At 47.4% G+C, this 19,011-nt stretch carries 15 protein-coding genes and 1 pseudogene; 9 read left to right on the forward strand and 7 right to left on the reverse strand.

The window, feature by feature from the left end; all coding sequences use genetic code 11:
• The first annotated feature begins 783 nt into the window (after nucleotides 1-783).
• Nucleotides 784-1,644, forward strand: a complete 861-nt coding sequence (locus NDA03_RS18485) for a hypothetical protein (RefSeq protein WP_348238808.1) — start codon at nucleotides 784-786, stop codon at nucleotides 1,642-1,644.
• 296 nt (nucleotides 1,645-1,940) lie between these two features.
• Here the strand turns inward: NDA03_RS18485 and clpP are convergent.
• Nucleotides 1,941-2,552: pseudogene (gene clpP / locus NDA03_RS18490) on the reverse strand (ATP-dependent Clp endopeptidase proteolytic subunit ClpP); the annotation flags it as partial.
• Between the two features lie 68 nt (nucleotides 2,553-2,620).
• On the reverse strand, nucleotides 2,621-2,830 hold the full coding sequence (locus NDA03_RS18495; RefSeq protein ID WP_190428772.1) for a hypothetical protein: 210 nt from the start codon (nucleotides 2,828-2,830) through the stop codon (nucleotides 2,621-2,623).
• A gap of 69 nt (nucleotides 2,831-2,899) precedes the next feature.
• Here NDA03_RS18495 and NDA03_RS18500 point away from each other — a divergent pair, with 69 nt between their 5' ends.
• The 4 genes from NDA03_RS18500 (at nucleotide 2,900) to NDA03_RS18515 (ending at nucleotide 6,674) form a co-directional block, all read left to right on the forward strand.
• A complete protein-coding gene (locus NDA03_RS18500) occupies nucleotides 2,900-3,067 on the forward strand; it encodes a hypothetical protein (RefSeq protein ID WP_190410657.1) in 168 nt (55 codons plus the stop codon).
• Nucleotides 3,068-3,084: 17 nt separating this feature from the next.
• On the forward strand, nucleotides 3,085-3,357 hold the full coding sequence (locus tag NDA03_RS18505; protein ID WP_190410656.1) for a hypothetical protein: 273 nt from the start codon (nucleotides 3,085-3,087) through the stop codon (nucleotides 3,355-3,357).
• A gap of 316 nt (nucleotides 3,358-3,673) precedes the next feature.
• Nucleotides 3,674-4,489 (forward strand): hypothetical protein, encoded by an 816-nt coding sequence (locus NDA03_RS18510; protein ID WP_190679005.1) that lies wholly within the window; start codon nucleotides 3,674-3,676, stop codon nucleotides 4,487-4,489.
• Nucleotides 4,490-4,607: 118 nt separating this feature from the next.
• Nucleotides 4,608-6,674, forward strand: a complete 2,067-nt coding sequence (locus NDA03_RS18515; protein WP_348238809.1) for a thioredoxin domain-containing protein — start codon at nucleotides 4,608-4,610, stop codon at nucleotides 6,672-6,674.
• 532 nt (nucleotides 6,675-7,206) lie between these two features.
• Here the strand turns inward: NDA03_RS18515 and NDA03_RS18520 are convergent.
• The 3 genes from NDA03_RS18520 to NDA03_RS18530 all read right to left on the reverse strand — a co-directional run bounded on the left by NDA03_RS18520 (nucleotide 7,207) and on the right by NDA03_RS18530 (nucleotide 12,335).
• Nucleotides 7,207-8,862, reverse strand: a complete 1,656-nt coding sequence (locus NDA03_RS18520; protein ID WP_348238855.1) for a penicillin-binding protein 2 — start codon at nucleotides 8,860-8,862, stop codon at nucleotides 7,207-7,209.
• A gap of 321 nt (nucleotides 8,863-9,183) precedes the next feature.
• Nucleotides 9,184-9,708, reverse strand: coding sequence for a hypothetical protein (locus NDA03_RS18525; RefSeq protein WP_242031517.1), 525 nt, complete (start codon nucleotides 9,706-9,708; stop codon nucleotides 9,184-9,186).
• Nucleotides 9,709-9,947: 239 nt separating this feature from the next.
• The gene (locus NDA03_RS18530) at nucleotides 9,948-12,335 is read right to left on the reverse strand and encodes a GAF domain-containing protein (RefSeq protein WP_348238810.1); all 2,388 of its coding nucleotides are present in this window, start codon (nucleotides 12,333-12,335) and stop codon (nucleotides 9,948-9,950) included.
• 606 nt (nucleotides 12,336-12,941) lie between these two features.
• On the opposite strand from NDA03_RS18530, the gene NDA03_RS18535 reads away from it, so the two are divergent.
• The 4 genes from NDA03_RS18535 to glgB all read left to right on the forward strand — a co-directional run bounded on the left by NDA03_RS18535 (nucleotide 12,942) and on the right by glgB (nucleotide 17,331).
• Nucleotides 12,942-13,115 carry a hypothetical protein gene (locus NDA03_RS18535; protein ID WP_190410652.1) on the forward strand — a complete coding sequence of 58 codons (174 nt, stop codon included), beginning with the start codon at nucleotides 12,942-12,944 and terminating at the stop codon, nucleotides 13,113-13,115.
• Between the two features lie 294 nt (nucleotides 13,116-13,409).
• The gene (locus tag NDA03_RS18540) at nucleotides 13,410-14,126 is read left to right on the forward strand and encodes a glutathione S-transferase family protein (RefSeq protein ID WP_348238811.1); all 717 of its coding nucleotides are present in this window, start codon (nucleotides 13,410-13,412) and stop codon (nucleotides 14,124-14,126) included.
• Nucleotides 14,127-14,166: 40 nt separating this feature from the next.
• Nucleotides 14,167-14,475 carry a hypothetical protein gene (locus tag NDA03_RS18545; RefSeq protein ID WP_190410650.1) on the forward strand — a complete coding sequence of 103 codons (309 nt, stop codon included), beginning with the start codon at nucleotides 14,167-14,169 and terminating at the stop codon, nucleotides 14,473-14,475.
• Between the two features lie 549 nt (nucleotides 14,476-15,024).
• A complete protein-coding gene (gene glgB / locus NDA03_RS18550; protein ID WP_348238812.1) occupies nucleotides 15,025-17,331 on the forward strand; it encodes a 1,4-alpha-glucan branching enzyme in 2,307 nt (768 codons plus the stop codon).
• 93 nt (nucleotides 17,332-17,424) lie between these two features.
• Here glgB and NDA03_RS18555 read toward each other — a convergent pair whose 3' ends face one another.
• Together NDA03_RS18555 and NDA03_RS18560 are read right to left on the reverse strand one after the other, a co-directional pair.
• Nucleotides 17,425-17,961 (reverse strand): type II secretion system protein, encoded by a 537-nt coding sequence (locus NDA03_RS18555; RefSeq protein ID WP_190410648.1) that lies wholly within the window; start codon nucleotides 17,959-17,961, stop codon nucleotides 17,425-17,427.
• Between the two features lie 324 nt (nucleotides 17,962-18,285).
• Nucleotides 18,286-18,978 (reverse strand): prepilin-type N-terminal cleavage/methylation domain-containing protein, encoded by a 693-nt coding sequence (locus tag NDA03_RS18560; RefSeq protein ID WP_348238813.1) that lies wholly within the window; start codon nucleotides 18,976-18,978, stop codon nucleotides 18,286-18,288.
• Between the last annotated feature and the right edge of the window lie 33 nt (nucleotides 18,979-19,011).

Here is a 19,011-nt window from a genome sequence, read left to right on the forward strand (position 1 = left end):
AATCAAAACCAAGCGACTGTCAATTGGCGCTTTTCTACAGTCGATGCTCGCACAAAGTTCAAGCGTCTCTATCCAACTCCTAGCCTGTCATAATCTCTATGGTTAACTACTAGGTGGCCCGGTTCTCACCCTACAGTAAGCGAAACATTGTCATCGTCATCGAACGCGATGCTCTAGCCTTCTTAGCGCTACACGAGGAGATGCATATCGCGATATACGCTATGCGAGGAGTCGCAGTTAATCGCGGCATACACTACGCGAGCGGAAGATTTTGGACTATCGATTTTAGACTTTGTAAACAAACAAAATTTTGTCTTTTTACAGATTTTGGACAACAGACGGCTGCGTTTGGTAGTCTATAGTCCACGGTTGGTCGTCTTTAATCTACAGTCCACAGTTGAGCGTCAAGGGAACATCGTCAGGCAACCATCCCTCCTTCAGCCCGCCTTTGCGAATATCAAGCAGATGTCCCGAACAAGAACTCCGGATGCAACCAGCGCCTGGCAGCAACCAGTGCTTTCTCTGTTCAGGTGCTTGACGACAAAAGCGACGACAAGCACTTTGTCTGACTGCCTTTTCTCAAGCCAACCACTGTGAAACGGACTCGGTCACTTGCGAGCGTAGCGGGCAGTAGGGAATGGTTTTATACCATACCGATGAACAGTCTCTAATTATTTTAGTTTCTTGCGGTACCTTCTCTAAAATCGTTTTTCAGGGGGCGTACTATACTTAACGTTGATGGGAGCCAAAAAACCCGACTAGGTTTGGGTGGCGTGGAGTATTATGTTTTCTCAATTCCGAGTTCGTTATCCCTTAGGCAGCCTGACCACTGAGTTACTAACCATTCATGAAGGAAAGTACGTGGTCAAAGCCGCTGTTCAAGTCGAAGGTGTCATCCTAGCGACAGGTTTGGCAGCAGCCGGTGAGATTGAGCTGGCAGAAGACAAGGCAACAGCCAGAGCGTTGAACTGTTTGGGAATTCCGGCTGGAAGTTCTACCCAAAGTAACGCGCCTGTTACGCAGTCTGATGCTCAGATTACACAGACTGTTGCGGTTGAGGTGCCAGTCGGGGCGATCGCAAACCCCAGACGCGAAACGGTCATTCCGTCAGAAAGCCCCTCGCAGCCAAGCCCAAATCGGCTGTATTCCGATCCAGTCAGCTTCAATGATATGGCTGGAATGTCCTTCTCAGATCGGGGACAAAAAGAAGCTGCTTCACCACCTCCCGTCGTGCTATCGAATCAGGATGTCCCGTTTGCAGAAGAGTATTCCCCTGCCCATACTGAGCTTTATGGGGATGATGCTGCGATCGAGACACCCGAAGAAATGTCGGGAGGCTTGTTTAGCAGCCAGCATAATCAGCCAATGATCTCATCGCCTGGTTATCACGCTAGCGAAGAGGTTATTCAGCCCAGTCCGATGGATATGACTATCGGCAGCACAAGTTCTGCTGCTGAGGAGATGGACTTATCCGAAGCGATGGCTAGAACGACGGTAGAAATTAAGCGTTTGCGCTGGACTGCTGAGCAAGGAAAAGATTATCTGAAGCGAACCTACGGTAAGCGAGGTCGTTCGGAGCTGAATCAGGAACAATTGCTGGATTTCTTGCATTATCTTGAATCTCTCCCAACACCGGAAAAGTAACTGAGCAACATTGTCAATAAAAAATGGGGGAAGCTCCATTTTTTATTGACGGGATGTGTAATTTTCTGTATTTCTCCCTCAATCAATCGGGAGCGAATGCTCGTGGATTGATTAACCTCCCATTTTTGCGTAGTAGGGACATAGCATTGCCATGTCCCTACAGAACGTGAACGAGCGTAAGTTATTTAATCTATGTTCCTGAGGGGAGCTCACAACATTTGCTTGACTCGATCCTCCCAAGCCCCGCTCGATGGAGGGGCTAACCAGAAATTGCACGTCCGTTAACTTTTAGTTCTCTATACCGCTGCAACGGCTGTGCGGGTAGCAGAGGGACTGCGTTTAATCACCTGATCGATCAAACCGTAGTCCTTGGCTTCCTCTGCCGACATAAAGAAATCGCGTTCGGTATCTTCCTCAATCCGCTCGATGGGCTGACCTGTGTGTTTAGCCAGATATTCGTTCAGCTGTCTTTTGTGGTACAGGATTTCCTTGGCTTGAATCTCAATATCGGTGGCTTGACCTTGAGCGCCGCCGAGAGGCTGGTGGATCATGATCCGGGAATGAGGCAGACTCATCCGCTTGCCTTTAGCACCCGCGCTGAGGAGGAAAGCGCCCATACTAGCGGCTAATCCGAGGCAGATGGTGCAAACATCCGGGCGGATTTGATTCATCGTGTCAAAAATGCCCATACCTGCGGTGACGGAACCACCGGGAGAGTTGATATACAGGTAAACGTCTTTCTCTGGATCTTCAGCGTCTAGAAACAGCAGCTGAGCCACGATTAAGTTGGCAAGGTCGGAATCAACCTGTTGTCCCAGGAAGATGATGCGTTCCCGGAGGAGCCGGGAGTAGATATCAAAGGCACGTTCGCCACGACCTGATTGTTCAATAACGGTAGGAATCATGGAGTCTGCTTTTTCGGGTGATTTTTCTTAATTTTAGCGATTGTAGGAGAAAGTACCGGGTGCTGGAAATACTACCGATACAACCCTAGCGAGAAGGTGCGCTTGCAGCAGGTGGATTGGGCTTGTCGGCTGGAATGTAGAACATCAGGGAAAACCCGTCGGTAGCACTGAAAGGGTAGGGGTGTTTTGTCGTTGTGTCCTCTGGGGTTCGGTTTTTCAACAGCGATCGCATCTTGCTGGTTGTCTTCGTCAGGAAACAATCGCCCAACTGGGTGAATCAATGGGACGAAGTGCGATCGCTATAGCAAATCGTACTGTTAGAACTATTCGGGGATGGAGGGAACCGAGTCATGCCTAAAAGACTTCTGCAAGCCGCCACGATCACCTTGTTGCTCAATGTAATCGCAGCACTAAGCGTCCCAACCACAATTCAGACACCGCGCTCGCTCTCAACTGCTCAACCCAACGCTAATGGGGAGTTGACTGGATCGACTTCTGTACAGATGCGTCCTTATTAACAAAGGAGTTGCTCGATATGACCGTGCAATTTAAAGATTTAGAAGCGATCGCTCAACAGAAGATTGACTTAACGCCAACAGCAGCACTGGCTGCACAGACACGGCAATATCAGGATGTACCTTTAGAAGAAATCTACGATTTACTCGAAAGTGTCACAGAACCTTTTACCGTGTTAGCGGATTCTCTTCCTACACCACTCCAACAAAGTGCCCGACAAGAAATTGAGTTTTTTGTCTGTTTGTACCAACAGCGCCTCGATCGCCCCCTCCATCAATCAAGCCAGAGATAGGATGCTTTAATTGATGGAAGTTATTGGTAGGCGCGGTAGCGAAGCGGTGTTGCTCTTAGCACGCTCCTAGCACCCCTGTCCTAGCGCTCTAGTTGCTCGCTTGGATAGGGGCGGCATCTATAATCTACGCAAGCTATAGCGGCTGGGGTGCTTTTCTTTTTCTCATCCCTGTGCTTCCCGCGAACCAGGCAATGTTATTCAACGCCAAAAGCATAAAGAACCCTAAAAAAGAAAAGAACCTAATTTTTTTATAAAGAAGAATAAAATCTTTATATATCAATATCAGATTTTGTGACAAAAGGAAATTGAGTTAAATATGAAAAAAAGCATTTTTCTATTTTTGTTGTTAGCCCTGAGTTCTTTTTCAGTAGTTTATTATTACTGGAAACAGGCAACCCAACTTCCTGAATGGTATATTAGCAAAGAAAAAGCTACAAATTCCCAAGTTAGGCAAATTAACTTTCGCAATGAAGCTGAAGTCCAAACAGTCAAAGACAGATTGCAAAGAAATGTTGATGCCAAAATAGAAAATAGCATTGGGGCTAGCCAAGGATTGCCAACAAAACTAGGCAGACGCGATGGAGGTGATGAAAAAACTGCTATTGATAAAATTACCGAAAACCCGCAAGCGGAATTAGGCACTCAAAATATAGAAATTGATTTGAGCGAACATGAAGTGAATGATTTGGTAATTTCAACAATTGCTAAAGATAAAAACACCAGTAAGTTACTGGCATCTACCAAGGGTCTCAATACAACCATCAAGAATGGTCAGGTAGAAAGCGGGGTTGTATTCAATGTCTCAGAAGTTCCCAAAGAAGAACTGAATCAACAAGAGAAAGAATTGTTAGAAAAAGTTATAAAAACATTCCCTTTTTTAGAAGAGAAAGAAGTTTATATTGGTGTGGAAGGTAAGCCAAGGGTAGAAAATGGGCAATTAAAACTTGAAGAACAAACAAAAATAAAAGTGGGGAATTTGAGTTTTACGACAGCAGAACTTTCCCAGCGGCTGGGAATTCCTCAAGAGAAAATTGAACAAAGATTGAAACTGGAACTGGAATTGGGACGTTTAAAAATAAACGATATCGAAATTAAAGAAAATAACGCTTCGCTCAAAGGTTCGGTTAACTAATGTACTCACCCAGCCACGATTGACCAGAATCTAGCGTGGGATGGAGCGATCGCTCCATTCATCACGCTAAACTGCTAGGGGTGAAAACGTACTCATATCGAGTTCTGCTATTAGCCCCATGACCAATCGCCTCAATCAAGCTGAAAGTCTGTACCTCCGCAAACACGCTGAAAATCCCATCGACTGGTGGCCTTGGAGTGAAGAAGCCCTAGAAGCTGCCAAGCGGGACAATAAGCCAATTTTCCTATCGATTGGCTACTCCAGCTGCCACTGGTGTACGGTGATGGAAGGAGAAGCGTTTTCCGACCAGGCGATCGCAGAGTACATGAACGCTAACTTTATCCCGATCAAGGTAGACCGGGAAGAACGACCTGACATTGATAGTATTTATATGCAGGCGTTACAGATGATGGTAGGTCAAGGCGGTTGGCCCTTGAATGTCTTTCTCTCTCCTGAGGATCGGGTGCCGTTTTATGGCGGTACATATTTTCCGGTAGAACCGCGCTACGGGCGTCCCGGATTTTTACAAGTGCTACAAGCGATTCGTGGTTACTACGATACAGACAAAGCGAAGTTGCACGCGGTAAAAGAAGAACTTCTGGGTCATCTCCAGCAAGCAGCCATTCTGCGACCAAGTATGGGGACGGGTTTAAAACCTGCCTTGACCAACAAGGATTTGCTACAGCAGGGGTTAGAAACGAATACCGGGATAGTGGCTTCTAGCGAACATGGCGCTAGTTTCCCAATGATGCCCTATGCCGAGTTGGCGCTGCGAGCAATTCGATTTAATTTTGAATCCAAATACGACGCCAAGCAGGCGTGTACCCAGCGCGGTTTAGATTTAGCACTGGGCGGGATTTACGACCATGTAGGCGGCGGTTTTCACCGCTACACGGTCGATCCGACTTGGACGGTACCGCATTTTGAAAAAATGCTCTATGACAATGGTCAGATCGTGGAGTATCTGGCTGATTTGTGGAGTGCTGGGATACAAGAACCGGCATTTGAAAGAGCGATCGCAGGCACATTTCAATGGCTAAAGCGAGAAATGACGGCACCGGAGGGGTACTTCTATGCTGCCCAAGACGCGGATAATTTTACCCATGCAGAGGAAGCAGAACCCGAGGAAGGGGCATTTTATATCTGGACGTATCCTGAAGTAGTCGAATTGCTGACTCCAGAGGAGTTAGAGGAAATTCAACTGCAATTTACCGTGACGCCAGGAGGCAACTTTGAAGGTCTCAATGTCTTGCAGCGCCGCCATCCAGGTATTTTGAGCGAAACAGTAGAAACGGCACTCGCAAAGCTATTTGAAGCGCGTTACGGTACGCCACCCGCCGCCCTAGAAACCTTTCCTCCCGCCCGCAATAACCACGAGGCAAAAACTGGCAATTGGTCGGGTCGAATTCCGCCAGTAACGGATACTAAAATGATTGTGGCTTGGAATAGCCTGATGATTTCAGGTTTAGCCAGAGCTTACGGGGTATTTGGGAAGGAAGAATATCTGTCCTTAGCTGGAAAAGCGGCTAATTTCATTTTGGATTGTCAGTGGGTAGAGGGGCGTTTCCATCGTCTCAACTACGACGGAAAACCTTCGATACTAGCGCAGTCGGAAGATTACGCTTTGTTTATTAAAGCGCTGCTTGATTTGCACCAAGTAACTCACGCTAGTTTCTGGATGGAGAAAGCGATCGCCCTTCAAGAAGAATTTGACGAATTCCTCTGGAGTGTGGAACTGGGTGGATACTATAACACCGCCAGCGATGCCAGTAGCGATCTGTTAGTGCGGGAACGCAGCTATGTAGATAATGCCACCCCAGCGGCGAATGGGATTGCGATCGCTAACTTAGTGCGTCTGGCTTTACTCACTGAAAATCTTACCTATCTCGACCGCAGCGAACAAGCTTTGCAAGCCTTCAGCAGTGTGATGCATCAGTCACCTCAAGCTTGTCCGAGTTTGTTTACCGCCCTGGATTGGTATCATCACTGTACACTGGTTCGCACTACTATCGACCACCTAACTCCTTTAGTTGCTCAATATCTGCCTACAACAGTATCGACGGCGGAGTCAAATCTGCCATCAGGTGCGGTCGGGTTAGTTTGCCAAGGACTAACTTGTCTGGAACCGTCCCAAAGTCGCGACCAAATGTGGGAACAAGTGCAGCGAAGTCAAATTCGCAATTAAAAGTACCAAGTTAGAAATTAAAGAGGTAAGATTTAATTCTTCTTTTTTAATTTCACCTTCGGAATTGGCTTTAGCGATTAGCCGCAATTTATTTTAGGATGGTGCTTCACAAATCATTTAGGGCTGCGATAGCAATCCTATTTTAATTGTGAGATGCTAGATTTCCGAATCCCCGACTTCTCTCAGCCGTCGGGGATCTTGCCTTTACATACAATTATTGAGGGCTACGATATAGACTTTTTATTTTATTTTTGTTAAAATAAAATCGATAAGGAAGAAATAGCTTTTAATATTTAAATCAGACATATTTCTATTATTTAAGGATACCTTGGGCAGCCTAATTAAGAAAGTCATATTAAATAAAAATTTTGCGCGATCGCCTGCAAGCCGTTATCCCCACTCGTAATTAAAAATGTAAGGGTCAGCAGATTTGCACAACTAATCTAACGGTTGGTTGCGATTAGTTATTAGCTCTGAATTATCACCAATAACTAATGACAGCTTCAACATAGGTTTCTTTACGCTCTCCTACTTAATTTTTAATTTCAGAAGGCGGAATTTTCTCAAGGCTAATTAAGGCTTCCATCACTGATTTCACTACAGGTGCGGCTACGGTGGAACCATAGACCTTGCCCTTCGGTTCATCGACAACAGCTAGAACCACATAGCGGGGAGCATCAACCGGAAAAATGCCCACAAAGCTAGTGATTCTGGCAGAGCTAGAATATCCCCCAGTAGCGCTGGCTTTCTGGGAAGTGCCCGTTTTCCCTCCTATTCGATAGCCTGGGATTTGCGCCGCTTTCCCGGTTCCCTTGGTGACGACCGCTTCCATCATTTCTAACACCGTCTGAGTCGTCGATGGGGAAAAGACGGGGCGCGGCGTGGGTAGCGTTGGCTGCCAGTACATCTGCCCTTGGGAGTCGATGAGTCCCCGGACGAGATGAGGAGTTACCAGTTTGCCACCATTGGCGAGAGCAGCGTGCAACTGAGCCAGATGGATGGGGGTGAGAGAAAAGCCCTGACCAAAGGAGGTGGTAGCGGGTTCAATTCGAGATGACGTAAACTGCTCTTGGCTTTTCATTTGTCCGGGTGATTCAAAGGGCAGGTCGATACCAACCGCTTGCCCCAGCCCCAGCCGTTCCAGCCAACCGTAGTAGATACTCGGCTTGAGTTGTTGGATGACTTGCACCATGCCGACGTTGCTCGACTGTTGCAGAATCTGAGAAATCGACAGGGCACCGTGACTGCCCTCTTCAGCATTTTTGATCTGCCAGCCAGCTACCTGAATCTGACCTCGATCGTAGAATACAGTGTCGGGTTTGATGGCTCCCGCTTCTAGCGCGATCGCTATATTGAGCGGCTTAAACGTCGAACCCGGTTCATAAAGGTCTGCCAGCGCCCAGTTCTTAAACAAACCCACGTCAGATGTAGAATACTCATTCGGGTTGTACGTCGGCTCTGCAACCAGCGATAGCACCGCACCATCCCGCGCATCCATCACGATGATAGTGCCCCGTTTGGCACTAAACAATTCCATTTGTTGCTTGAGGGCAGAACGAGCAGCACGTTGCAGGCGATTATCTATTGTCAGTTGGAGTTGCAGCTCATCAAAATGCAGCAATCCTTCGGGCAGGTGATCTGGCATCAACGTTCCGTTACCAGCACGGCTCAGTCGAACGGTGCGAACAGCCCGGGTGAGTAAATTTTCCTGGCTATATTCCACACCCGCCTGACCGCGATGATCCACATCCACGTAGCCCACCACATCTGCTGCTAGATCCTGCTGGGGATAGAGGCGGGCGTAATGTTGAATCAGCTCTAAACCATCGGTTCGCAAATGGGAAATATCGTCAGCTTCTTCTTCTGTTAGGGCGTAGGCAACCCGAATTCCACTTTCCTGCTGATTGAACTGCTTAAGCAAATTGTCAGCAGAAACTCCCAAAATCACCGCCAATTTCGTCGCAATTGCCTGTTTAGATTGTTTAAACAGCTTTGGATGGGCGTACAGCGTATAGGCGGGACGGTCAGTTGCCAAAACGTTACCACTGCGATCCACAATCGAGCGTCGGGGAACAAAGGGGCGCAGATAGACCATCTGCTGCTGTCGCGCTTTTTGCAGCAGGCTCGGTGCCTGCACCACTTGTAGGCGATACAAATTGATCGCCAGCCCTAGCCCGCTCAGAGACATGATTAGCCAAACAAGCAGCAACCGTAAGGATGAAGTACCCAGCAACAAGGACGGAGAACGCAATAGGCTCCAATCAAAAGACTTCTGAGGTAAAGACTGCTGTGGTGATATCTTCTCCTGTTGCCGATTTTCGCCGCCTTGCTTTGGTTCTGATGACTGACGACTTTTTCCGTTTTGAGTGGGTTTTCGAGGCAGTTTTTTCACTGACTCTGGCATTCCACTTCCATTCTGGTTCAACTCGCTCGTCCCTTTAGCAGTTCCAGAAACCTTTTGCGTAGGCAGCGACCTACGATTGCTGACTCCTGACTTTTCCATACCTCGTTAATAGCCTAGTGGCGTAGTTGGGGATGTTTCTGAGTTAGGAGCTGCCACTGGCTTGGGCCGTGACTGGCGCTGGGGCGCTGGCGGCAGAAAGATGGTGTTAGCTGGATTGGGAGCAACCAAACCCGTACCCGGACGCTCAGCTTCTTGAGCCAACTGATTTTTTAGGGCTTCATTTGCCGCTGTCATTTGCCGCTCGTTGCGTTGCAGATTTTCCAACTTGCGGTACTCCTGGCTCCACATCTGCTGAGTATAGACCGTCCAGGCATAAACTCCCAGGGTGCTAGCAATCAAGAAGAAACATACCAGGTTGGAGGTGCGCTGCAATGTCACCAGCGATCGCAGCCATGCGGGTGTCTGTGCCTGAAAGTCCCGCTGTTGGGAGCTTCTGCTACGGGTTCTAGACGATGAACCGCTTTCGGAACGCAGGGGTATTGCCTTTCCTCTAGGTTGCCGCGAGGAAACAGTGCTTCTTCTATCCGGACGGTGACGATCTGGAGTCAGGGAGTGAGGGGCAGCAGCCATAAGTAGTTCTTTTTATTAGTATCAGTTGTCAGAAATGAGTTTTTTTCTCTTCTCAAGGTCAGTTTGCTTTGCCACTGACTGTTGACCACTGACAAAGGACAATAAACCAATCAATTTAAACTCTAGACACAAGAGCTGTCTATAGTCCATATTTTCTCGCATCGAATCCAACATTCTTGTCGAGATGGCTAATCGATAGCGAACGTGTACCTAGTCGCTACCTTCGACGCAACCACAGCTTAACACTCTCTAATTGCTTCTTTTGGCAAGGTCGTCGCGATTGCTTTGAGATGAACAGGAGAAGGTTCGCCAGGATGAAGAATGTAAGATTTTGGGATGCTGAGGGAAGCTGCTGGAGAGCTGCTCTCGTTATCCACCCGATAGGATGAGGAATAAATTTCTGCTTCCGAGTTTCTGACTGCTGACTCCGGAATGCTAGCGTCCTTCTCCTCACCCCGCGCTAACAACGGTTGGGGGGGCATTAAGGGAATTTCAACAATAAACTCTGCACCTTGACCGACTTGGGAGTGGCATTGTAGCTTGCCTTTGTGTTGGGTAACGATGATTTGATAACTTACTGCTAAGCCCAATCCGCTGCCCTGACCAACGTCTTTCGTAGTAAAGAAGGGGTCAAAGATTTTCGACTGAATTTCTGGGGGAATTCCTGGCCCATTGTCAGCGATCGCAATCCGCACACTAGCGACCCCTGGAGAGCAGTCCGGCACCAATTCGGTACGCAAGGTGATTTTTTTGTCCTCGGAAAACCCCCGATTGAGCGCTTCTATCGCATTCATCAGAATACTCAAGAAAACTTGATTGAGTTGCTTCGGATAACACTCCACTAAAGGCAAGTCGCTATAGTTTCTCTCTATTTGGATCTCATTGCCCAGCTGACTGTGCAGCAAGAACAGCGTATTTTCCAGCCCGATGTGAATATCTACTGGTTTCAGGGACGCTTGATTATGGCGCGAGAAGTTCTGCAATGATTTAACAATTTCGTGAATTCGCTGGGCACCTGCCTGCATCGAATTCAAAATGCGCGGTAAATCTCTCAGGAGGAAATCTAGCTCTAGTTCCTCAGTGAGCTTTTGTAATTCAGCATCTGGATTGACATAGAAAGTTTGATAGCTCCGCACTAATCGAATCAGGTCATCTACATACTTTTCCACATAAGGAATATTGCCGTAGATAAAGTTCACTGGATTATTAATTTCGTGGGCAACGCCAGCTACCATCCGACCCAGACTTGACATTTTTTCACTTTGAATCAACTGGGATTGCGTTAGCCGCAGTTCAATCAGCGTTTGGGCCAGTTGCTTAGCTTGAGCGGCGCTTTCTACTGCCTGCTGCTGAGTTTGGGCGTATAAGTTGGCTTGTCGAATGGAAATCGCCAGCTGATCGGCAACCGCTTGGGCAAGTGTCCGGTCATTTTTCGACCAATACCGGATATGCGAACACTGATTGAGATAAAGAATTGCGTTGAGTGTTCCGTTTGCCTGTACTGGCACGACCAGGGAAGATTTTATCTGGGCTTTTTGATACTCTTCGTTTGCTTCCCCAATTCGGGGATCTTGCTTGATGTCAGGAATACTCACTTGTTGACGATGCTGGATCGCCCATTGGGTCAGTGGCCCGTGGGTATCAAAATCATCAATGGTAGAGGGAAAAGGCTCCCGACACACCTCAAAAAGGTATTTCCGCCGAAAAGCGGCACCGTCAGCGGGCAAGGGTTGCAATAAGCAAGTTTTATCTGTTTGCTCCTCTGCTTCTTGCTCCTCGGCTTCAGACGCGATCGCCTTTGTCTCTACAAGCTGCTTCCCGACTCCCCGGTTTCGCTCCTCTTCCAAAGTGTCGCTATGTTCCACCAGATGCACTAGACACCGATCTGCTGACAGCGCCTGCATCAGATGCGCGATCGCTTCGGTCAGAATTGTTTCCAAGTTAAAACTCTGCCGGGTTTGACTGGTAATTTGATTCACCAGTTGCTCTCTTTGAGCCTGTTTCTGGGTTTGCTCGTAAAGCTGAGCTTGACAAATCGCAATTTCTAGCTGCTGGGCGATCGCTTGCAGAAATTCAATTTCGGAGTTTGACCAGGTGCGGGGTTGCTCTGAAATACAGACAATAAAGCCAACCCACCCTTCTTTTCGCTTAACCGGAACGAACAAGTTAGCCCTGTCCCAGGGAGAAGACCCTTGGGAGCGTCCACTGGTGTCGATTTGCTGGTTATCTCGCTTTAGCCAGGAAAGCCATCGATTCATCATCCCCCCTGTCGTCGGGTGAGAACCTGCTGTTTGGCTGTTGATAATTAATTTCCCAGAAGCGATCGCACTCTCCACTGCGCCAAAAGTTTCTAAGGGATGGTACCCCAGTTGAGAATTCTTTTGCTCTCCATTGATCCGCTCGCAGACAACTTGTACCCGCTTGGTATCCTCGAAATACCACAAAAAACAACACCTATCTAGGTGTAGCAACGTGGCAATTTCGTCCACTGCCGTTTGCAGCACCACTTGCAACTCCAACGAGTTGCGGATGCGATCCACAATTTTCTGTAGCAGTGCCCAATGCTTTCGCGGGTACTGAATCCAGGCTGGAAATAATTTGCTGGTATAAGCCACAAGCGGAAACACGCCGCCTCCCTTGAACTCTTCTTGCGCGTCTAGTTTGGTAAAAATTTTAGGCAGCGGTCAATCGTCCTGTTGTCAAATCACTAGCAATTGGTAAGCCATGTTAGTTTATCAGTCACTTTGGTTAGAAATTGTATTCAGAATAACTGATAGTGAGTCTCCACATCTCCATAAAGGTTGATTTTTTAGCTTCATTCCGTTGCTTTGACTGAGAAAACTAAATTCGCTCCCGATGTGGAAATCCTCGAAAAGTCGCGGATAGACAAAATTACCACTTGCTGGTAAAGTTTGCTCTGTTTTTCCGAGGCTTCTGCTAAAAAAGAAATTGAAAAAAACTCAAAGCAATATCACTCCCAAGAGTGAGTGTGAATCCAGCAGTACGAGAGTATTCTTTCCTAAGTACGAAATCCGAAGAATACGGTGGGGCGCACCGGAATTCAAGCTTGGGAGCAAGGAACCTCACTCTTTTGGAATACCCAAAACTGGCTAAGAGGACTGGTGAAACCAAGAATTCCAGATTTCACCTGCGGGAGCGTCTAAGCAAAAACCGCAATATTGTGATTAAATAGCAAACGATTCCTTTGGTTGCAATCTCTTAAAGAGGAGTGTATGAACAAAAAAATAGTGAGTCTGCTTTTAGTTCTCGGCTTGGCTACCACCTTGGGAGCTTGTCAGGAAGGACCGAGTGATAGTACTACTAGCCCTTCTCCTACCACATCTCCAACGACTGGTGGAACGACTGGTGGAACGACTACTAGCCCAGCGCCCACAAAGTCTCCTTAAGGAGCTGGTTTTCGCTCCTTACTTCTCCTGAAAGGGATTCATACCGAATCGACGGGTATGAAAGTTAGTAGTGAGTTCTAAAACATCTGAACCCCGATCTGGTAATTGCTCCTCACACATTCACTGGGTATCTACTACTATCTGAGTCAATATTGACACCCAGGACAACTGTTATGTTGGCAACAACTGACTGACGAAAACAACTGGGATCACAAGCATTAGTTGGCTCACCTAGAGTCGGAGTAAGGTCTGACTATGTTTATCTGTTGTTGCGGTAGGCGGCTTTGGCATTAAATGCGACTACTGCAATTTAGTACTTCTCACTATTGTCGGAAAGCAAGACTGGGGCTAGGTTATAAGCAAATTGCTTATCAGGTTGAAAATTTAACCCCAGGGCTACATATCCTCAAACTCAAGCCAATCACCGGACTCACGACAGTGCCGGTGCTTTTGTTAGAGGCAGAAGATATGCAGGGAGTCAGCGAAGCCATCCCGTCAGGGACGCGGCAGGAAGTGCAAGCGATCGCTGACTCGACGCAGATTTTACAATTTCTAGATCGCTATCGCCCAGAACCAGCGCTATCGTTACCGGATCGCCAACTACAGACAGAAGCCTTGATGCTGGAAGATTGGCTGGATGAAAGTATCGGCACGGCGACTCGCTTTGTTTACTATGATTTTCGTGCCGGTGCTGGTAAGCAAATCGACCCTTCGCCGTCTAGTCAGCTGGTGATTCAGGTGGTGCGGCGGCAATATGGAATTAATCAGGCGGCGGTGGAACTGGCAGCAAATCGGCTGAAGGTAGCAATGGAACTGTTATCCAGTCGCTGGCAGAATAGCCTCTACCTGGTGGGCGATCGCTTAAGTGTTGCAGACATCGCCGCAGCCGCTTTACTGAGTCCTCTGGCGCTGATTCCTCAATACCGAGAAGATTATCCTTGGTTGTTTGAGCGCATTGAGCGGATTCACCTTCTTTGTCGGGAACCACTACCCCCCGGATTGGGAAATTAAAAATTAAAAATTAAAAATACACTGAAAATTAAAAATAGAAATGAAAAAGCCCATTATTTCACTATGGATTTTGCAATTTTCATTTCAACTGCTGGGGGTGATGCCTGCTAGGGGACTGCCACCACCGGAGGATACTCCTGAGGAAGTATTGCGGACGGAGATTATTACGGAAGCGCGATCGCCTATCGACGGCAAGCAACTCACGGCTGCTGAGTATGCCCAATTGCAGAACGCTCTGCAAACCCGTCCTGCTGCAACATCCCAGGTAAATCCCAAACTGCGAGAATTAGTTTTTCTGCTCCGGGTGCGGCGGCTGCTACGTACCTTTGGTATCCCCACGCCCAAATAAATCCCGCATTCTAGCGATTAATTTTTCTGCTTTGCATGCGGTAACTGTTATAAATGTTCGCGTTCCTGGGACAGTGATGGCAACGCGAAAAACGTTTGCCTAAGCAAGTCGCTATCATAAACTGCGTACACCCTACTTAAAAGCTGCCTTTGTTTACTTTACCTACTTGCTTGCTCCGACTCTTAACTCAATACTCAGATGAAGACGTAAATTTCAATAACTCTAAAAACAGCCAGTTTCACGCTAGATGACGATGCACTTTTATTGACATTGTCCTAACTAGAAGAAACAACTGTGTCCTGCTACCGATGACAAAATATACAAAAAACAAAAAATGTATATAAATATTAAAGTGCTGTTAACCAGAGGGAGATGCTCGTTCTTCAACCGCTAGCTGCTATAGCCCTACCTTACGGGAAGACTTTCAGGCTTAGGGCAGACGCTACGCGATCGCCTTAAGCCAACGATACGGGCGATCGCAACACACGTGCGCGTCCAAAAAGCCCTATCGAGAACCCATTCATTCAAGACCTTTAGATAAATAGGTTTATGTCCATGACCATCGCCCCCGAACAGATTGAGCGGATTGTTTGGAATCAACATCAAGACCCATTTGAAATTCTGGGTGCCCATCCCATTCAGCAAAATGGCAAAACCGTCTGGGCAGTGCGAGCCTACCTACCCAATGCCAACGCCGCGTGGGTAGTTTGCCCCCAAGAACGGACAGAATATCCCATGCAAGCAGTGCATCACCCTCATTTTTTTGAATGCACCATTGAGATGCCAGAACTGGCAAACTATCAGCTGCGGATTCAAGAAGGGGAACACGAGCGTGTTATCTACGACCCCTATGCCTTCCGCTCTCCCCACCTGACAGAGTTTGACTTACACCTGTTTGCAGAAGGGAATCATCATCGCATCTATGAGAAACTAGGTGCCCATGCAACGGAAATTGATGGGGTAACAGGAGTTTATTTTGCAGTTTGGGCACCCAATGCCCGCAACGCTTCTGTCTTGGGGGATTTTAATAACTGGGATGGTCGCAAACATCAAATGCGTAAAGGTTCCACCGGCATCTGGGAAATGTTCATCCCAGGTTTGGGCGTTGGGGAACACTATAAATATGAAATCAAAAACGCCGACGGTCACATTTACGAAAAATCCGATCCCTACGGCTTCCAGCATGAAGTGCGTCCTAAAACAGCATCGATTGTCACTGACTTAGATTCCTACCAATGGAATGACCAAGATTGGATGGAAAAGCGCCGCCACACCGACCCGCTCACCCATCCTATCTCTGTCTATGAAGTTCATCTAGGGTCTTGGCTGCACGCTTCCTCTGCTGAACCGCCACGGTTGTCCAATGGAGAGACAGAGCCAGTGGTAGTCGTCTCTGACTACAAACCAGGAGCGCGTTTCCTCACCTACCGGGAACTGGCAGAACGGCTAATTCCTTACGTTAAAGAGCTGGGATTTACTCATATTGAATTATTGCCAGTCGCTGAGCATCCTTATGATGGCTCTTGGGGGTATCAGGTAACAGGGTACTATGCCTGCACTTCCCGTTTTGGGACACCTGAGGACTTCATGTATTTTATTGACCAGTGCCACCAGAACGAGATTGGGGTGCTAGTGGACTGGGTTCCGGGTCACTTCCCCAAAGATGGTCACGGTCTCGCCTTCTTCGATGGCACTCACCTTTACGAACACGCCGACCCCCGCAAAGGCGAACACAAGGAGTGGGGCACTCTAGTCTTTAACTACAACCGCAATGAAGTGCGGAACTTCCTGGTTGCCAACGCCCTGTTCTGGTTTGACAAATACCACATTGATGGAATTCGTGTGGATGCTGTGGCGTCGATGCTTTACTTAGATTATTGCCGCGAGCCTGGGGAATGGTTGCCTAACCAGTACGGCGGCAGAGAAAACATTGAGGCGGCTGATTTTCTGCGTCAGGCGAATCATGCAATTTTCAGTTATTACCCTGGTACCTTGTCGATTGCAGAAGAGTCAACTTCCTGGCCTATGGTGTCTTGGCCTACTTACGTAGGAGGACTGGGCTTTAATTTGAAGTGGAACATGGGCTGGATGCACGACATGCTGGACTATTTCCACATGGACCCCTGGTTCCGTCAGTTCCACCAGAACAATATTACTTTCAGTATGTGGTACAACCACAGCGAGAACTTCATGTTGGCCCTATCTCATGATGAGATAGTTCACGGCAAGAGTAATATCATTGGTAAGATGCCGGGGGATGAGTGGCAGAAGTTAGCGAATGTCCGCTGCTTATTCGCCTTTATGTTTACTCACCCAGGCAAGAAAACTCTATTTATGAGCATGGAGTTTGGGCAGTGGAGTGAGTGGAATGTCTGGGGTGACTTAGAGTGGCATTTGTTGCAGCATGAGTCGCATCAAAAACTGAAGCGGTTTATGAGTGAACTCAACCATGTCTACCGCAGCGAATCAGCTCTTTTTACTCAGGATTTTGCTCAAGAAGGCTTTGAGTGGATTGATTGCAGCGACAACCGGCATAGCGTGGTCGCGTTTATCCGCAGAGCGAAAGATTCGGAGGAGTTTATTATCACAGTGTGCAATTTTACTCCTCAGCCGCATAGTCACTATCGTGTAGGTGTCCCCGAACCAGGATTCTATACCGAACTGTTTAACAGCGATGCCCGCGAGTACGGTGGGAGTAACATGGGCAATTTAGGCGGTAAGTGGACGGATGAGTGGTCGTTCCACACTCGTCCTTACTCGCTAGACTTATGCTTGCCACCGCTGGGAGTGCTGATTTTGAAGCTTGACCGGCAGACGACAGCAGCCGCGATGCAGTCTTGGCTGTCTCAGGGATAGTAGGGTTTCTTGTTCCCAGACAACCGTTCTGGGAACAAGAATCTCGATGCGATCGCATTCCCTACTACCGAGCGATAATTGCGATCGCATAGATTACACTTTGCAACTTTTATCTTGCGCTGTTCGCATCGCTCCCAGAAGAGTGGAAACAAATACACACCGTTTGACTTCCCCACCATTCTTAATGTTCAGCGTTACCCTTGCCAGATATAAGTTCTCTTGCGGATTCATGATTACGCAACCTCTATAGTCAAACCGGACTCGGCGCGGACTACCTAATGACTGTGAAGCTAAGGTGGTATTAGGAGCGTCTATTTGAATATTTTGCTCAAAATTCTGCCATTGTCCGGGGCTGGGGTTAATACCGGCACGATTAACTGCCCACTGAACGACCCCATTTTGTTCTTGAAAGCTGGCTTCCCAAGCAACTTTGTCACGCTTAGCATTGCTTTGGGCTTCTCTCATCGCGCGGTAAACTTGGTCTTGTGCTGTTCTGAGATGTTGGGCATTGAGAAATCCTAACCAACTAGGGGCAGCGATCGCGCTCAAGATCCCGATTATTAAAATTACTACTAAACTCTCTATTAGCGTGAACCCGCCGCTGGAGCAATTAGATAACTTTTTACGCATTAGCTAGATACTAAAAAGACACACCCAATTTCTCAAGTTTCCTTGTTTGATGTGTCTTTTGAGTTCCGTATCTTTGCTGATTTTTGTAATTTACTATTGGTTTTAGTCAGTATTTTTTCCAGTAGCGATAGCGCTCAATATTCCAAATAATCAAAATTATTACTAAACTCTCTATTGGCGTAAATCCAGCGATTAACTGTTGCAGTCTTTTGGAAATTACCTATATTCCAAAAAATCCGCGCCCAACTTCTCAAGTTTTCTCTTCGGGGAGGTATTTTGAATTCCGTACCTTCGCTGATTTTTAATTAGCTATATTTCTAGCCATTAACTAGGGCAGTTATCATCTGTCGCAGCTTGGATTGCCCCCAATAAAGTTGTCACCTTGACGCACCGCTTGGGTCCTGTAGGCGCTGTATAACTACTATTGGCTGTAGCCACTGCGATAGTTAAACCTGTGTCGGCATCCTGGGGTAAAGTACCCTGATAATTAAAAGTAATTGTTTTCGCAGTTGTTGGAGCATAGCTGATGACACCACCAACGGGAGCTTTGTTAGGAGTGCTGATGTTGGTGTAAAGTAAAATTTGTCCTGGTTTGATGTCTTGGTTTTCCCCTAACTTCTTCCACTCATTGAGGGGAATATTAGGGGCGGTAACATCACCACGATGAACGACCATCTTCGGAACTTGACCTTCAGTTTTAAAACTGACACTATAATCGCGCTTTGTTCTTTTAGCCTCTCGCTGGGCTTCTCGAAGGGCATTTAAGGCGGCATCGTTAACAGCATTCACTCGTTGACGATTCAGAAAGCCAAGCCAGCTTGGCGCTGCGATCGCGCTTAATACTCCGATGATTATAATTACTACCAGCAACTCGATCATGGTGAATCCAGCAGATTGATAGCGCTCTCGCTCAGAGTCTCGAGCAGAGATCCGCGTCCATTGCCGCTGACCAGGTTTGCCAGCTATTTTCCCTGTTTGCAATAGCTGTAATATTTTTATAAAATCTAGGCTACCCATCTTTTCTTTTCTCGCTGATTAGATTGTTCTTAG

Origin of the sequence: Trichocoleus sp. Lan (assembly GCF_039961855.1) — a bacterium.
Lineage (GTDB): Bacteria > Cyanobacteriota > Cyanobacteriia > Cyanobacteriales > FACHB-T130 > FACHB-T130.

Bases quoted from the DNA above. Each gene is read 5' to 3' on its own strand.
- NDA03_RS18505 (WP_190410656.1), top strand. From the start codon at position 3,085: ATGACCGTGCAATTTAAAGATTTAGAAGCGATCGCTCAACAGAAGATT.
- NDA03_RS18520 (WP_348238855.1), bottom strand. From the start codon at position 8,862: ATGTCTCTGAGCGGGCTAGGGCTGGCGATCAATTTGTATCGCCTACAA.
- NDA03_RS18555 (WP_190410648.1), bottom strand. From the start codon at position 17,961: ATGCGTAAAAAGTTATCTAATTGCTCCAGCGGCGGGTTCACGCTAATA.
- NDA03_RS18500 (WP_190410657.1), top strand. From the start codon at position 2,900: ATGCCTAAAAGACTTCTGCAAGCCGCCACGATCACCTTGTTGCTCAAT.
- NDA03_RS18525 (WP_242031517.1), bottom strand. From the start codon at position 9,708: ATGGCTGCTGCCCCTCACTCCCTGACTCCAGATCGTCACCGTCCGGAT.
- glgB (WP_348238812.1), top strand. From the start codon at position 15,025: ATGTCCATGACCATCGCCCCCGAACAGATTGAGCGGATTGTTTGGAAT.
- NDA03_RS18545 (WP_190410650.1), top strand. From the start codon at position 14,167: ATGAAAAAGCCCATTATTTCACTATGGATTTTGCAATTTTCATTTCAA.
- NDA03_RS18535 (WP_190410652.1), top strand. From the start codon at position 12,942: ATGAACAAAAAAATAGTGAGTCTGCTTTTAGTTCTCGGCTTGGCTACC.
- NDA03_RS18540 (WP_348238811.1), top strand. From the start codon at position 13,410: ATGCGACTACTGCAATTTAGTACTTCTCACTATTGTCGGAAAGCAAGA.
- NDA03_RS18560 (WP_348238813.1), bottom strand. From the start codon at position 18,978: ATGGGTAGCCTAGATTTTATAAAAATATTACAGCTATTGCAAACAGGG.
- NDA03_RS18485 (WP_348238808.1), top strand. From the start codon at position 784: ATGTTTTCTCAATTCCGAGTTCGTTATCCCTTAGGCAGCCTGACCACT.
- NDA03_RS18515 (WP_348238809.1), top strand. From the start codon at position 4,608: ATGACCAATCGCCTCAATCAAGCTGAAAGTCTGTACCTCCGCAAACAC.
- NDA03_RS18510 (WP_190679005.1), top strand. From the start codon at position 3,674: ATGAAAAAAAGCATTTTTCTATTTTTGTTGTTAGCCCTGAGTTCTTTT.